General features: G+C 34.6%; 14 protein-coding genes. 7 read left to right on the forward strand and 7 right to left on the reverse strand.

The window, feature by feature from the left end; genetic code table 11:
- Positions 1 to 27: 27 nt before the first annotated feature.
- On the forward strand, positions 28 to 654 hold the full coding sequence (locus tag V7719_RS11390; protein ID WP_335730036.1) for a carbonic anhydrase: 627 nt from the start codon (positions 28 to 30) through the stop codon (positions 652 to 654).
- Positions 655 to 710: 56 nt separating this feature from the next.
- Here the strand turns inward: V7719_RS11390 and V7719_RS11395 are convergent, their stop codons facing one another.
- A complete protein-coding gene (locus tag V7719_RS11395) occupies positions 711 to 1,232 on the reverse strand; it encodes a CvpA family protein (RefSeq protein ID WP_335730037.1) in 522 nt (173 codons plus the stop codon).
- 111 nt (positions 1,233 to 1,343) lie between these two features.
- Here V7719_RS11395 and V7719_RS11400 point away from each other — a divergent pair, with 111 nt between their 5' ends.
- Both V7719_RS11400 and pheS read left to right on the forward strand, forming a co-directional pair.
- Entirely contained in the window at positions 1,344 to 1,700 is a 357-nt protein-coding gene (locus V7719_RS11400) for a hypothetical protein (RefSeq protein WP_335730038.1), read from the forward strand.
- A 140-nt stretch (positions 1,701 to 1,840) separates the two neighbouring features.
- Complete coding sequence (pheS, locus tag V7719_RS11405) at positions 1,841 to 2,860, forward strand: phenylalanine--tRNA ligase subunit alpha (protein ID WP_335730039.1); 1,020 nt, start codon at positions 1,841 to 1,843, stop codon at positions 2,858 to 2,860.
- Here the strand turns inward: pheS and V7719_RS11410 are convergent.
- On the reverse strand, positions 2,857 to 4,209 hold the full coding sequence (locus V7719_RS11410; protein WP_335730040.1) for a Kelch repeat-containing protein: 1,353 nt from the start codon (positions 4,207 to 4,209) through the stop codon (positions 2,857 to 2,859). The genes pheS and V7719_RS11410 overlap by 4 nt on opposite strands.
- Positions 4,210 to 4,319: 110 nt before the next feature.
- On the opposite strand from V7719_RS11410, the gene V7719_RS11415 reads away from it, so the two are divergent.
- Positions 4,320 to 4,715: a hypothetical protein gene (locus V7719_RS11415; protein WP_335730041.1), complete on the forward strand. Its 396-nt coding sequence runs from the start codon at positions 4,320 to 4,322 to the stop codon at positions 4,713 to 4,715.
- A gap of 59 nt (positions 4,716 to 4,774) precedes the next feature.
- Here V7719_RS11415 and V7719_RS11420 read toward each other — a convergent pair whose 3' ends face one another.
- Positions 4,775 to 5,776, reverse strand: a complete 1,002-nt coding sequence (locus tag V7719_RS11420; protein WP_335730203.1) for an NAD(P)H-dependent glycerol-3-phosphate dehydrogenase — start codon at positions 5,774 to 5,776, stop codon at positions 4,775 to 4,777.
- Between the two features lie 230 nt (positions 5,777 to 6,006).
- On the opposite strand from V7719_RS11420, the gene V7719_RS11425 reads away from it, so the two are divergent.
- Positions 6,007 to 6,957, forward strand: coding sequence for a nicotinic acid mononucleotide adenyltransferase (locus V7719_RS11425; protein ID WP_335730042.1), 951 nt, complete (start codon positions 6,007 to 6,009; stop codon positions 6,955 to 6,957).
- 157 nt (positions 6,958 to 7,114) lie between these two features.
- Here V7719_RS11425 and V7719_RS11430 read toward each other — a convergent pair whose 3' ends face one another.
- From V7719_RS11430 to mfd, 3 genes are read right to left on the reverse strand one after another with little or no spacing between them, the layout of a single operon-like run.
- Positions 7,115 to 8,425 (reverse strand): TlpA family protein disulfide reductase, encoded by a 1,311-nt coding sequence (locus V7719_RS11430; protein ID WP_335730043.1) that lies wholly within the window; start codon positions 8,423 to 8,425, stop codon positions 7,115 to 7,117.
- A 53-nt stretch (positions 8,426 to 8,478) separates the two neighbouring features.
- On the reverse strand, positions 8,479 to 9,345 hold the full coding sequence (locus V7719_RS11435) for a DMT family transporter (protein ID WP_335730044.1): 867 nt from the start codon (positions 9,343 to 9,345) through the stop codon (positions 8,479 to 8,481).
- Positions 9,342 to 12,671 carry a transcription-repair coupling factor gene (mfd, locus tag V7719_RS11440; protein ID WP_335730045.1) on the reverse strand — a complete coding sequence of 1,110 codons (3,330 nt, stop codon included), beginning with the start codon at positions 12,669 to 12,671 and terminating at the stop codon, positions 9,342 to 9,344. The genes V7719_RS11435 and mfd overlap by 4 nt, the downstream gene beginning before the upstream one ends.
- Before the next feature lie 98 nt (positions 12,672 to 12,769).
- Here mfd and V7719_RS11445 point away from each other — a divergent pair, with 98 nt between their 5' ends.
- Positions 12,770 to 13,201 (forward strand): TerB family tellurite resistance protein, encoded by a 432-nt coding sequence (locus tag V7719_RS11445; RefSeq protein WP_335730046.1) that lies wholly within the window; start codon positions 12,770 to 12,772, stop codon positions 13,199 to 13,201.
- Positions 13,202 to 13,243: 42 nt separating this feature from the next.
- On the opposite strand, the gene fbp is transcribed toward V7719_RS11445, so the two are convergent.
- Positions 13,244 to 14,248: a class 1 fructose-bisphosphatase gene (gene fbp, locus V7719_RS11450; protein ID WP_335730047.1), complete on the reverse strand. Its 1,005-nt coding sequence runs from the start codon at positions 14,246 to 14,248 to the stop codon at positions 13,244 to 13,246.
- Between the two features lie 116 nt (positions 14,249 to 14,364).
- On the opposite strand from fbp, the gene V7719_RS11455 reads away from it, so the two are divergent.
- Positions 14,365 to 14,844, forward strand: a complete 480-nt coding sequence (locus tag V7719_RS11455) for a GNAT family N-acetyltransferase (protein WP_335730048.1) — start codon at positions 14,365 to 14,367, stop codon at positions 14,842 to 14,844.

A 14,844-nucleotide genomic window follows, 5' to 3' on the forward strand; every position in this document is an offset into this window, starting at 1 on the left:
AATATTGAGAACTAAGAACTAAAAATTATGAATTTAGATAATGTATTTAAGAACAACGAAAAGTGGATCAAGGATAAATTAGCTGTTAATTCAAATTACTTTGAAGAATTAGGAAAAGGCCAAAATCCAGAATTGCTTTATATAGGTTGTTCAGATAGTAGAGTGACTGCTGAGGACTTAATGGGACTTGGCCCTGGAGATGTTTTTGTGCATCGTAATATAGCCAATATGGTTTCAGGAATTGACCTAAACGCAATGTCTGTTGTAGAATATGCTGTTACTCATTTAAAAGTAAATCACGTTGTTGTCTGTGGTCACTATGCCTGTGGAGGAGTAAAAGCAGCTATGCAGTCGGCTGATTTAGGTGTGCTTAATGGATGGTTACGTAATATTAGAGATGTCTATAGAATACATCGTGATGAACTAAATGCAATCGAAGACGAAGAACAAAAGTATGACAGACTCGTAGAACTCAATGTTCAAGAACAATGTGTTAATTTGATTAAAACTGCTGCAGTACAAAAAGCTTACAGAGATAGAGGTTTAAAGGTACATGGTTGGGTTTTTGATGTTCATACAGGGAAACTTATTGATTTAAAAATAGATTTTGAAAAGTATCTAAAAGACATTATGGAAATCTATCATCTAGATTAAAATCTTCGCAATGAGATAAAAACTGTCTGTGGAAATAGGTGATTTTTTTATGCCTGTTAGTTATCCTCTGATACGTCTTCATTAGGATCGTCTTTTCCTTTATTTAAAATACTTGGAAAAATCATTGGAGCCAATCCTTTTACAGGTTTGTAGAGAATGGACTCTTCTAAGTCTTCTTCATCAGCAAAAGGAATAGAATTATTCATATTATCAAACACAATAAGCACTACGCTTAAAATCAATCCTGTTTTTAGTGCGCCAAATACACCACCAAGCAATTTGTTTAAAATACCTAGTGCAGCAAAATCTGCGAGTTTTGTTAGCGCTTTTCCTGCAAGTGAGATAATTAAAACAATGATGACAAAAGTAATGGCAAAAGCAACAATGTTAATGTATTTTTCATCCCAGTCCACTTTACTATCCAGAAATTTAGCAGCAAAATCACTAAAGTGAATTGCACCATAAACCCCAGCCACAAGTGCGACTAGAGATGCTACTTCTACAAAAAGCCCTTTCATAAAGCCTCGTATGAGTCCAAACAATAAAAGTGCTCCTAAAATAATATCAATCAATGCCATAGTTAATCGGTTTTAACAAACGTACATAATTTTTACGATTTTAAATAGATAACGCTAAAATCCATCACATAGTTTAGTAACTTTGAAATCTTAAAATTTTGAATTTGATATATGGCAAGAGATGAGCAATTAAAGCAACGTTGGGAGCAAGTCGTAGAAAAGTTATCTGCACGATTTTCAGATGGTGATCCTCTAGATTTGGATGCCATTATTTATCTCATTGGTGTTCAAGAGTTGGGACAGTTGGATAGAAAATTCAAAAAAGATCACAAGCTAGATTTAATGCATATTGCCATTTGTAAGTTGTTATCGCCTTATGGGTATTACGAGTTCGATTTTGCAGATGAAGACGGTTGGCCTCATTACAAGGTCAAAGAAGAATTACCACCTCTAAAAGCAGGCGAACAAAGTGTCTTAATGAAAGATGCCATTGTCAACTATTTTATCGAAACCGAATTTATAGTTTAATAATTTGGGCGTTACCACAAGGGTCGCGCTCTCGGCAGTCGCTTCTAGGCAAAAAGTACCTAGAGAGCTTCAACAAATGCCTCCATCGCTAACGCGAATTTGGATAAATTCATTAAATTTGCATTTCATTTTTAGGACATATGATAGATAAGATCAAAGAACTCATAGCAGAAGCAGAAGCATTTAAATCACAATCTAAAGAAGAGGTTGAGGCATTCCGTATCAAATATTTAGGATCTAAAGGACTTCTGAAACAATACTTTGCAGAATTTAAAAATGTAGCAAATGAGCAGAAAAAAGAGTTTGGTCAAACTATTAACCAACTTAAAAAAACTGCCGAAGAAAAAGTTAAGAGTTTAAATGAAGAATTAGAAAGCAAAGAAAATACTGCTGGTATCTATGGCGACTTATCACGTCCTGGCGAACCTATAGAGATTGGTGCGCGTCATCCAATTTCTATCGTAAAAAACCAAATTATAGATATCTTTTCTCGCATTGGATTCAATGTGAGTGAAGGTCCAGAAATTGAAGATGATTGGCATAACTTTACGGCATTAAACTTACCAGAATACCATCCTGCTCGTGATATGCAGGACACATTTTTCATTCAAACAGATCCTGATATATTATTACGTACGCATACCAGTTCAGTACAAGTGCGTTATATGGAAGAGAATAAACCACCAATTCGTACGATTTCACCGGGTCGTGTATTTCGTAACGAAGCGATTTCGGCACGTTCACACTGTTTCTTTCACCAAGTAGAAGGTTTGTACATTGATAAGGATGTGAGTTTTGCCGATTTAAAGCAAACCTTACAATATTTTACTACCGAAATGTTCGGGAAGTCTAAAATTCGTTTGCGTCCATCGTATTTCCCATTTACAGAGCCAAGTGCTGAGGTAGATGTGTATTGGGGATTAGAAACCGAAACCGATTATAAAATGACCAAAGGAACTGGTTGGTTAGAAATCATGGGTTGTGGTATGGTAGATCCTAATGTTTTAGAAAACTGTGGTATCGATTCTAAAGAATATTCAGGTTTTGCTTTTGGTATGGGAATCGATCGTATTGCATTACTATTGCACCAAATTAGTGATATTCGTTTACTAAGCGAAAACGATGTGCGTTTCTTAGAGCAGTTTAAGAGTGCACTCTAGTCAATTTTATTTGAGCTTATAGGCTTTGTTTTATCAAATTCATCAAGGTTTATAACATATAGATTTGATGAAGCCGCTTTTGAATAGTCGTTTAATAGATAACCGCCAATTATATAGAGTTTATTTTGATGATAGTGCATCTTTGGATGCTCGAGATCTAAATTAATTTTGTAGGCTTCTAATAGATCGGTTGTCGTATCATAAGTTAATAGTTTACCATCATTAAACATATAGATGGTATGTTCATGGACAGCTAAAGCAGGACGCTCCATCTCGTAGAATAGTTCGCCTTCTGTGTTCCATGTTCCAGTTGTTATATTATACGATTCTATGTCTTTCAACGCCTTTTCATTATAACCACCAATAAGATATATGGTGTTGTCTATAATTACGCCTTGTGTTTCCTTAGCCGTTTTCATTTTAGGGAGCTCATACCAATTTCCAGAAGTTATATTGTAGATATGAGATACATCTGAATATACTTTTTTTCCTTTTTCCTTTTTTGAAGTTGAACCTCCCATAACGATGATATTGTCGTGATAAGTAAGCGATGTAAAGTTTACAGCTTGATGTGGATTGGTGTGATCGATTATAATTTGTTTAGAATTCATATCATACACTTCAATCTTATCATCTAGATATTCCTTTTTTCTGTTGACTGACAATCGTTTTCCACCTAAACTATAGAGCTCATTTCCATAGCAATTGAGATTATGATAGGCTCGTTTTCTAAATGTAGTTTCAGCTACTGACCAACTGTTGTCTTGAATATCATAAATTTGAAGTTTGTCAGTATAGTCTTCAAAAGAAAAGTTTTGTCTTAATTCTTTAATAAGATCACCAAGCGTAGCTTCTGGTAAGTTGTTCACTGCCATAAGCGCTCTTTTCCCAGAGTCTTCAATATATGATGAATTTCCACTAATCACGTAAATGTAATTACCGACAACTTGAGAGCCAAAAGCAGAAACGCCAGTTTTTAAGGATTTCAATGTTTTGAAATTTATTCTAGCATTTAGTTTTTTAGATGAATTGACGACAACTTGATCAAGACTCTCTAGTTTTTTAGAAAGGTAAATGGTGTTATTAATTTTTGTGAATGTGGTTACTGCTATCATTTTGGAATGATAACCTATAAGCGAAAACTGTAAAGTATCTGTTTTGGTGAATTTAGAACTCAGCTTAAGACTGAATGTTCCGCTGGCATCAGAAACTGTCCCAATGTTATCCTTTTCAAAATAAACAGTGACATTTTCAATGGGTTCATTTGTTTCAGAATCTAGAATTGTTCCACTGATATCTTGTGCAATTACCAATTGCGTGAAAAAGAAGAATATCAAGGTGAATCTCATAATATGGGATTGTTTTTAGATTTTGAATGCCTAACGAAGTTCGACTATTTTAGTGAGAATATCAAGAGCCTAAATTTTAAGTTTAAACTTAATGTCTTAGCTTTGTGACCATGAAAAAAGACATCCTAATCCCAAAAGTAGAAGACGTTATTGTTGCAGTCGTTCAAGAGCAACATCCCGAATATAAAACTGATGATTGGAATGCTTATATCATCAATAATAAAGATGTCGATTTAGATACGGTTTTGATTGTGTCAAAAGGATATTCCGAAGATAAAATCACACCTGTGATGCGTCATACCGTAACCTTATTACCAGCAAGAAGTTATGCTAAAATAGAGTTTATGCAAAATGATGTGCTCAAACTTAATAATGAGTTTAAAGTAACGTTTTTTGAGGGTAATCAAATGTTAGACAAAACGTACCTGTTTAGGAAGAATACGATTAATGCCAAGGCTTTACAAACGATTCCTTTAATGCAATTAAAAGGGGTTTTGGTGAAGTAACAGAAGTAGAGGGATCTATTGAGATGAGATCCTGAATCAAGTTCAGGATGACAGTTAAACTAATCCAACTTATCCGTCAATTTTTTAAATACTTTTTTAGCATCTTTTCCTTCATATAAAATATCGTAAACTGCATTAATTATAGGAAGTTGAGTTTTCTTTTTATTCTTTTCGTTAAGTAAAAAAGCACTTTTAGTCGCATAATACCCTTCGGCAACCATACTCATTTCCATTTGTGCCGATTTCACGGTGTAACCTTTACCAATCATGTTTCCAAACATTCTATTTCGAGAAAACACAGAGTAACCTGTAACTAGTAAATCACCTAAATAAGCTGAGTTGTTGATATTTCGTTTCATCTTATGCATTTTTTTGATAAAGCGCTTCATTTCACGAATAGCATTACTCATCAATACACTCTGGAAGTTGTCACCATAACCCAATCCGTGAGCAATACCAGCTGCAATCGCGTAAATGTTTTTTAGCATGACTGCATATTCGGTACCAATAATATCATCACTAATTTTAGTTTTGATATAATTGCTAGATAAAGTATCTGCAATCGCTTGTGCTTTTTCGGCATCTGCACATGAAATCGTTAAATACGATAAGCGTTCAAGTGCGACCTCTTCTGCGTGACATGGTCCAGCAATAACAGCAACATTTTCAAACGGAATATGGTATATATCATGAAAATGCTCCCCTACTAATAATCCGGTTTCAGGAATAATTCCTTTTACTGCTGAGACAATTGTTTTTTGCGAAATATCAAAGGTGAGTTTTTCTAATTCCGAATACATAAAAGCCGACGGAATTACGAAAATCAATACATCTGCCCATTCTGCAATCTCATTAATATCATTGCTTAACTTGAGCTGTTCAGTTTTAAACTCTACAGAACTTAAATAACTTGGATTGTGCTGCTCTTTTAATAAATGCTCTTTTGTATACACACTTCGCATATACCAACCGACTTCATCTAAATTTTCGCAAAGCATCTTTACAATGGCAGTTGCCCAACTTCCTGCACCAAAAACCGCGTATTTTATAGGTTGACTCATAAATGGATTATCAATATTGATAATCAAAAATAAGCATTTTATGTGCGTTTTCCGAAGAGAAACCTATAGACTTTCGTTTTTGGCACGCGTTTTGAATCTTATTAAATAGTAACCCTAAAAACCAATGATTATGAAATGAGCATAAACTTTTAGAATCTGAATTTTAGAAATAAGATTTTAAAAGTTTTGTGAATTCCATTTGATACTAACTTTAGATAAAAAACGGACAAATGAAAACGATGAAACTACTATTAAGTTTTGCTTTAACAGCAACATTATTTACCTCCTGTTATACAGATGAGGTGATTATACATGACATTGATAATCAACCTGGAATTTCTTTAAACCAGTTGTTGAATTCATACGAGTTATGGTATGTTGATATCAATCAAACTACAGGAAATGGTGAAACACCGTTTTTACAAATTGCATTTACGATATCGTTTAGAAATGGGGTTCTGTATGCCAATAACAACTTAGTTGGTTTTGGTGACCAAGGAAACGGTTACGGAATTGACGTAGGAACTTATGATGCTTACAACATGATATTAGATGTAAACCATGATATTGATGGGTATGAAACCTTTGATGTCTACCAAATAGATAACAACACGATAGAACTATACAACCCGTTTAATGACACCTCGTATTTCTTAAATGGATACCAAAGAAACACCTTTGATTACGACTTTGTATTCTATGATAACATTCATTATTTCTTACAGGAATATGAAGCATGGGAAAAAACATATACAAGTGAAATGGGAGTAATCAATGAATTTGATGAAGAAAACTATTTACAATTCTTAGCTGGCGGAAATGACTCTGAGTTTAGAAGCTCTCAAGATGTAAACATCTCAGACCCTGATAATATCTACTGGGATTATTCAGGTGTTTATGGCGTTGGAGATATAAGCAATAATATGTATTTAAAAACATTAACACTAGATTATGATTTCTTCGACAATGAATACTTCGAGTTGAGCGTTATTAATGATCAAAGGATAGAATTATTTCATCCGTCGTCAGAAACCGTTTACGAATTTACAGGTCGTGGATACATACAATTCTTAAGAGAAGCAAATCCTTCAGGAAATCGTATTGATGGCACAAAAAAGTTAAAAAAACGGAAGCAGAAAACTGCTAAAAAAGAAAACCCTAGGGTTAATACAAGGAGCTAAATTTTGGTTGGTTATTTAGACTCCAGAAACGTCCAACTCATTTATTTGAGTTGGACGTTTTCTTTTTTAATTCTCTACGGAAAGTGACTTCTTCAGGTCAAACTGTGTCGAAGTATTGTAGAGGTTGGTATAATTGGATTTGTTTTATAACTTGTTTCTATTTCAACACAGCCTTCAACGCCTCAACATCATAAGGCTTCGCTATAATTTTTTGGTCTTCATCTAATAAGAAAAAGGAAGGTGTCGATTCTACACCGTATGTATTTGAGGTTGGGTTATCCCATTTTCCTAAACCGAGCACATGAATAAAATCCGGATAATTTGCAATGGCCTTTTGCCAGCCCTCAGCAGCATCTTCTATTCCGAAAGCAATTACTTTTAAGTCTTTATGATTTGCCAATAGTTCTTTTACTTTTGGTAATTCGTCTAAACAATGTCCGCAAGTACTACTCCAAAAAATCACTAAGTATTTGTTCGCGATATCTAAATCGTGTAAGGTTGTTGTTATCGTTTTTCCGTCTTTGGTGATGGCTAAGTCAAAATTCGCTGCTTTGTTACCAATCGCATTGTTTTTGTAAACTACTAACTCTTCGGTGAGCGTGTCATAACCGGTTTGCTTGCTTAACTCTAATAGATGTTTATCGGTAATATAATTGGCAACTTCAGAATTATCCATGTCTTTAAAACGTCTCCAAATCATTTCATATAAAATGGTTTTGATATGAATATTCCCTTCTCCAATACTAGTCATTAAGCTATCAACGTCTTTCTTATAGTTCTCGTCGTTAGAATTAGAAGTCATTCCGAAGACATAAGCCAACACGCGATCTACTAGAAAATCTGAGCTTTGTAATAAGGTATTACTGAAATCTACATGATCTAAATACGTGCGTTTCAAGTTTTTTGAGTAGGTTGATAAATCTTCAAAACCTTCAGGAATATATGGTGAATTTGCTTTTGTAAATGCTGAATTCAGCATCCCTGCTGAAGACTCTTCATAGGCTTTTTGAGTGTCGCTTAGGGTTTTAATAATACCAGCATAGGCTTTTTTATCGTTGCTTTCCTGAGTGTAAAAATTACTAAGCGTTAAATTGACCATTTCCATACTTTTAATGTAGGAAGCCCAAAGTTTGTTTTCGTTACTATCTGTAAATTCTAGCCCGTTGTTTAGGCTGAATGTAAATCCAACCGATTCTTTTCCGTTGTAAATAAAATCAAAGTTATTTTCTTCAGGAGGCAGCGCATACACAATTTTATAAATGCCAGGATTCATAGTAGAATCTAAAGCGATTCTAAAGCTACCATCTTCAGAAAGCTCGGTTCTATCGACGTATTCTGCTCCAGTTGGCGTTGCATGGTATAAAAACGCAATGGTGTATTCTTCAGCAGGAGAAAACACGCCACTAATGCTATTTTGAGCAAAAATGAAGGTTGGAATAAGAGCGACTACTAGTAAAAGTTTTTTCATTGGTATTTAATTTATTTTAAACACATTTTCAATTTCAAATATCAAGCCAAATATCAGGATTTTTTTCCTTTCGAGCGTATACTTTCAATAACGACTGTCGATATAATTAATGTTCCGCCTAAAAAGGTATTCCAAGTTGGAATTTCATTTAAAAATAAAAAGGCAATGATAATCCCAAAAACAGGTTGTGTACTAGAAATGATGCTTGCTGTACTCACTTTGAAATATTTTAAGCTACTCACAAATAAGGTGTGGCCAATCGCTGTGGTAACTAAGGCTAATATAATGACAAAAGGATATTGCGTTGTTATACCAGACGTGTCTTTTAAAAATAGCACAGGTACTAAAACGACTGTTAGTCCTAATACTTGATAGAACATCAACATACTACCATTATATACAGAAATAGGCTGCTTTAACATTAACGTTCTTATGGCATAGCAAATAGCAGAAATAATACCCCAAAACACTCCTTTTAATTGGGCACTTTCTAAATCAAAATCTGGAGCTAAAAAATAAACACCTAGCAACACTAAACCTCCAAGGAGTAAATGAATAGGGTCAAATTTCACTTTTGCAAATAGGGGTTCAAGAATAGCGGTAAAGACAGGAAATGTGAAAAGTGATAACATTCCAATCGCAACATTAGAGACTTTTAGCGCATGGAAATAAGTGATCCAATGTGCGCCCAAAAAAAGCGCAGTGATAAATAGCGTTAGTCCTTCCTTTTTAGAATTGAATTTAAGCCTTACCTTTTTGAACTTGCAATACGCAAACAGGAAAATGGAGGCTAAAGCACATCGCCACCAAATGATGACAACAATAGGCATATCAATATACTTACCTAAGGCTCCAGAAGTACTAATAAGAATAGTAGCAAGGGTGAGCCAAAGCACATGTCTTAGATGTGAATCTTTCATATCTCCTGAAGTCTGATCAATGCTTGTTTAACCGACTTGATATGCTCAAAAGTTAATAGTAAACGCAAGCCATTTCTAGTTTGTTTTTCTTTCATTTTACAGTCATTTGGTCGCGATTGCACATATTGTAATACCTTAGTGAAATTCTCACTTTGATAAAATGCACTCTTTTGATCGTTGATGAAATAACCAACAAATCGACCTTTTTTCATGATAATTTTTTCGAGCCCAATTTTGGTAGCAATCCATTTAATTCGCACACTATTGAGTAGATCAACAACCTGAATTGGCAGTTCGCCAAAACGGTCGATGATTTCTGTTTCAAAGGTTTGTAATTCGTCTTCAGTTTTTAAGGTGTTGAGTTTGGTATAGAGATTAAGACGTTCGGTAATACTATTGACATAATCATCAGGGAAGAGCAATTCAAAATCGGTATCAATGGTTATGTCTTTGACGTAGTCTCTCTCTTTTCCGTCGTCTTTATATAAGTCCTTAAATTCATTTTCTTTGAGTTCGTCAATGGCTTCATTCAGAATTTTTTGATAGGTATCAAATCCAATATCATTAATGAAACCACTTTGTTCTCCGCCTAGTAAATCACCAGCACCACGAATTTCCAAATCTTTCATTGCAATCTTGAAACCACTTCCCAATTCGGTAAATTGCTCTAAAGCAGTTATACGTTTTCTGGCATCATTAGTCATTGCAGAATATTCAGGAGTAATAAAATAACAGAAGGCTTTTTTATTACTTCGACCAACACGACCACGCATTTGATGTAAATCACTTAACCCGAAATTATTGGCATTATTAATAAAAATAGTATTTGCATTTGGGACATCTAATCCACTTTCTACAATGGTTGTACTCACCAACACATCAAATTCACCATTCATATAAGCAAGCATAAGTTGCTCTAGTTTTTTACCATCAAGTTGTCCATGACCAATACCAATCTTAGCATCAGGAACTAAACGTTGTATCATCCCTGCTACTTCTTTGATGTTTTCGATTCGGTTATGAATGAAAAATACTTGTCCGCCACGCTGAATCTCATAAGTTACGGCATCTCTAATTATTTCTTCATTAAAGCGTATCACATGACTCTCAATAGGGTAACGGTTTGGAGGCGCAGTTGTAATGACAGATAAATCTCTAGCAGCCATCAAACTAAATTGCAAGGTTCTTGGGATTGGCGTTGCAGTTAGTGTTAGGACATCAACATTATCCTTTAGTGTTTTTAATTTCTCTTTTACAGCCACACCAAACTTTTGTTCCTCATCAACAACGAGTAAACCGATGTCTTTAAATTTCACATTTTTGTTAACGAGTTGGTGTGTGCCAATAATAATATCGACATGTCCTTTTTCAAGTTTTTCAAGAGTGATACGTTTTTCCTTTGCAGTTCTAAAACGGTTGAGATAATCGACAGTTACTGGGAAATCTTTGAGACGCTCAGTAAATGTTTTATGGTGCTGATAAGCTAATATTGTTGTAGGAACTAAAATAGCGACCTGTTTGCCATTATCAACAGCTTTAAAAGCGGCTCGAATAGCGACTTCAGTTTTACCAAAACCTACATCACCACATACGAGACGATCCATTGGCCGTTCACTTTCCATATCGGCTTTAATATCTGCAGTAGACGTGATTTGATCAGGTGTATCTTCATAAATAAAAGAAGCTTCCAATTCATGCTGAAGGTAACTATCTGGTTTATATTGATAGCCTTTTTCGAGTTTACGCTTGGCGTAGACTTTAATCAAATTAAAGGCAATCTCTTTGACACGTGATTTTGTTTTTTGCTTAAGTGTTTTCCATGCTTTGCTTCCAAGTTTGTAAATTTTTGGAGGCTTTCCATCTTTGCCATTAAACTTTGTGATTTTATGAAGCGAGTGAATGCTCAAATAGAGGACATCACGCTCACCATAGACCAATTTAATTGCTTCTTGTTTTTTGCCTTCAACGTCAATTTTTTGTAGTCCGCCAAATTTTCCAATACCATGATCTATATGCGTCACGTAATCACCAACATCTAAATTGGTAAGCTCTTTGAGTGTAATAGCTTGCTTTTTGGCATAGCCATTTTTAAGATGAAATTTATGATAACGCTCAAAGATTTGATGATCTGTATAACAGGTAATTTTTCGGTCGTGATCGATAAAACCTTGATATAGGGATACGACAATAGTTTGATAATGAACCTCTTCTTCTACGTCCTCGAAAATATCATGAAAACGCTTGGCTTGTTGTTCGCTTGCACAAACAATATAGTTTGTATACCCTTTGTCGTGATTGGTATTTAAATCTTCAATTAATAAGTTGAATTGTTTATTAAACGATGGTTGAGGAGCCGTGTTAAATTCAATTTTTTCTTCGGAAAATAGGCTGGTTGTACCAAACTCAACTAAACTAAAATCGAGCAATTGGCGTTTCAATACTTCTGAATCACAAAACAGTTCTTCAGGTTTAGAGTGTTTTAATTCTGAAGCCAATGTTTTAAATGTCTCTTCTGCTTTTCCGAAGAAATCATCAATTCTCGAAAAGAGTAAGTCGGTGTTTTTTGAAAACACCACTGTTTTTTGTGCTATATATTTTAAGAAGCTTTGTCTGTTTTCTTCTAAAAATTTATTGGCAACATTTGGTATAATACCAATCTTTTTGATTTGTTCTGTAGAGAGTTGTGTTTCAACATCAAAAGTTCTAATACTATCCACATCATCTCCGAAGAACTCGATACGATAAGGCTCATCATGCGAAAACGAAAACACATCTACAATACCACCACGTACTGAAAACTCTCCAGGTTCGGTTACGAAATCCACACGTTTAAACTGGTATTCAAATAAAACTTCATTGACGAAATCTATAGAGAGGTCATCACCAACAGCGATTTTAAGTGTGTTTTTTTCGAGTTCACGACGTGTGACCACTTTTTCAAAAAGCGCATCAGGATAGGTGACAATGATGGCAGGTTTTTTGCGTGAATTAATGCGGTTTAAAACTTCAGCTCTTAACAGCACATTGGCGTTATCGGTTTCTTCAATTTGATAAGGTCTACGATAACTTCCTGGATAAAAAAGAACATCTTTATCATTGAGCAAAACTTCTAAATCGTTAAGGTAAAAAGCAGCTTCTTCTTTATCATTAAATATAAGTAAGAATGGTAATTCAGAAGATTTAAATGCTTCGGTTATTACTAGAGAAAGCGAAGAGCCAATGAGGCCTTTTAGATGTAGTTTTGCCTTAGTTTGGGCAATAGTAGTCTGCAGATTTTGCGATTGCAAAACCTGTGCATACGTTTGCGAGAGAATGGATTTACTCAAGGCATTTTATTTTGTACAAATATAAAATTTTTGTGCTATTGCGTATTGTTAAAATGTATTAATAAAACTATCTTTGTGGCACTTAAACAACAAAATATATGTCATTTTCAGAATTATTCGAAAGCGGATTTCAAAAACGTAATGAAGATCATTTTGCGGCAATCGTTAGAGTTGCGATGAGTGATGGAATTATTAATGAAGCTGAAAAAGCCTTTTTAGACCGTTTAGCAACGCGTTTAGATATTACAGAAACCGAATATAAAACGATTTTAAAGGACTATCAAAGTCACCCAATAAACCCACCATTATCTTACGATACCCGATTAGGACGTCTTTACGATTTGGCACGTATGGTTTGGGCAGATCATATTGAGGGTGAAGCTCAGGTGCGTTTGCTAGAAAAATTATGCATTGGTCTAGGTTTCAATCAAGACAATGTAAAGTATATTACCGATAAGGCTTTAACCTTAGTTCATTACGAAGTAGACTTAGACGATTTTATTGAGCGTATGAAAACAATGAATCAATAAAAATTTTAGGCATAAAAAAAGCAACCTTTAGGGTTGCTTTTTTTATGCCTCACGCATAAATTCTTCAGCTTTTTCTACCATGTTTTTGCTTCCGCAGATAAAAGGGACGCGTTGATGTAATTCGGTAGGTTCGATATCCATAATTCTGGTAAATCCATCAATAGCTTTACCGTTAGCTTGTTCTGCTATAAATGCCATTGGATTACATTCATAAAGTAAACGTAGTTTTCCATTTGAGTTTTTAGAGCTTTTTGGATACATATAAATACCACCTTTAATCATATTTCTGTGGACATCAGATACCAAAGATCCAATATAACGACTTGTATATGGACGGTTACCTTCTTCCATCTGGCAGTATTTGATGTAGTTTTTTATGCCTTGCGGAAAGTGGTTATAGTTTCCTTCATTAACAGAATATATTTTACCGTCTTCTGGGAACTGCATATCGGGATGTGATAAGTAAAAGGTGCCAATTGCTGGATTTAAGGTAAATCCATTAACGCCATCACCTGTTGTGTAAACAAGCATGGTTGAAGTCCCATAAATGATGTAACCTGCAGCAACTTGCTGATTTCCCTTTTGAAGAAAATCGTCTATGGTTACGGGAGTTCCGACAGGAGTTACACGTCTGTAAATGGAAAAAATGGTTCCTACGGAAACATTCACATCAATATTTGATGAGCCATCCAATGGGTCTATTAATACCACATACTTGTTTTGATGGTTTTCATCCTGACTGTTAATCGAAATAAAATCGTCTTCCTCTTCACTTGCTATTCCGCAGACTATATTACGTTTAGTCATGGTTTGGATGAATTTTTCATTGGCATAAACATCCAATTTTTGTTGGTCTTCACCCTGAATATTCGTGTCACCTGCTGCTCCAATTATATCAACTAAACCAGCTTTATTAACTTCGTGATTGACCACTTTAGCAGCCAAACGAATGGAATTTATAAGACGTGATAACTCACCAGAAGTGTATTTAAAAGAGGATTGGTTTTCTATTATAAATTCACCTAGTGTTTGATTTTTTCTTGACATGTAGTGCGGTTGTTTTTGCAAATATCTTATTTTTTTAATCAACTACAACGTTATAGTATGATTATTATATGATAAAATTGTTAAGTTTTAGATTATATTTGGCCTAAAGAAAAGGCATGACATTTTTCATTAGAAAAGCGACTAAAAAAGACTTGCCAAGAGTACTAGAACTCATAGTTGAACTTGCGATTTTTGAAAAAGAACCAGATGCTGTAGAAGTTACAATTGAAGACTTGGAAAAAGGCGGTTTTGAAGACCCAAAGCAATTTGTCTGTTTTGTTGCCGAATGTGATGATGTTGTCGAAGGAATTGCGTTGGTTTATAAAAGATTTTCTACATGGAAAGGCTCTATACTTCATCTTGAAGATTTGATTATAAGTCAACAAAAAAGAGGTACAGGCTTAGGAACAGCACTATTAGATGAAGTCGTAAAATATGGGCATAGTTTAGGAGTAAAACGGGTAAGCTGGGAAGTAATTGACTGGAATGAGCCAGCCATAACATTTTATGAAAGCAAAGGAGCGAAGGTCATGAGAGATTGGGACGTGGTTCAGCTTAATGAGGAAGCAATTAAAAATTATATAGCAAATATTTAG

The sequence above is a fragment of the Psychroserpens sp. genome (assembly GCF_036960315.1).
Taxonomy (GTDB): Bacteria; Bacteroidota; Bacteroidia; order Flavobacteriales; family Flavobacteriaceae; genus Psychroserpens.